The following is a 1,230-nucleotide window of genomic DNA, read 5'->3' on the forward strand; positions in this document are numbered from 1 at the left end:
CAGGCTTCGACATAAAGAAGATGATCAAGATACCCACGATGTTCAGCCAAGCCATCAAACCTACGCCAACATCACCCATCGCCCATGCTAGGTTTGCGGTTTTTACTGTACCGTAAAACACGGCTGAGATAAGTACCAGTTTTAAGATAAACATCAGACCGTTCACTTTAAAGGTACGGCGAATGTAGGCAATGTTTGTTTCTGCGATGTAGTAGTAAGCCAAGATCGTGGTGAATGCGAAGAAGAACAGTGCAACAGCGATGAACGGTTTACCAACTCCAGGCAGAGCACTTTCAATCGCCATTTGCGTGAATACTGGACCATTGGCCCCAATATCGGCTGGTAGGTTTTGCACAAGGAATGCACCTTCAACCGCACCGTGTACGTTGTACGCCCCTGTGATAAGAATCATAAACGCAGTTGCCGAACATACTAGTAGTGTATCGATGTAGATTGAGAATGATTGAACCAGACCTTGCTGTGCAGGATGATCAACGCTTGCTGCCGCTGCTGCGTGAGGGCCGGTACCTTGGCCTGCTTCATTTGAGTAAACACCACGTTTAACACCCCAACCAATGGCAGCACCAACACCAGCCATAGGAGTGAACGCGTCTCCTAGGATCATGCCGATAATGCGTGGGATTTCACCGATGTTTAGAAGAATGATAACGAAAGCGGTGATGATGTACGCCAATGCCATGAATGGCACAACGATCTGAGTGAAGTTCGCAATACGCTTTACGCCACCAAAGATGATGAAGGCAAGAATGACACAGACAACCGTACCAGTGAAAATTTTAGCAAAACTGAAGGTACCAATAGCGGTTTCGATCATGTCACCAGAGCCAAATGCTGCTTCTACCGCGTTACCAATACTGTTGGATTGAACGCCAGGAAGTAGCACACCACACGCAAAGATGGTCGAGATAGCAAAGATCCATGCGTACCATTTTTGCCCCATTGCTTTTTCGATGTAGTAAGCAGGACCGCCACGGAATTCACCTTCATCTTCTTCTTTGTAGATTTGAGCGAGAGTAGATTCTGCATATGCTGTTGCTGCGCCAAAGAAGGCAACAACCCACATCCAGAATACGGCGCCAGGGCCACCAAAGCCGATAGCCGCAGCAACACCGGCAATGTTACCTGTACCTACACGGCCAGATAGCGAAACGGCAAGCGCCTGAAATGATGAGATCCCCTTGGTTGAACTTTTGCCCGAAAGTAGCAAGC

At 48.0% G+C, this 1,230-nt stretch carries 1 protein-coding gene; it reads right to left on the reverse strand.

Annotated features, from left to right (window positions below):
- Window positions 1–1,230, reverse strand: a 1,230-nt coding sequence (locus R8269_RS25015; RefSeq protein WP_318222881.1) for an alanine/glycine:cation symporter family protein, incomplete at both ends; no start/stop codon positions are given.

The sequence above is a fragment of the Vibrio sp. Vb0667 genome (assembly GCF_033391095.1).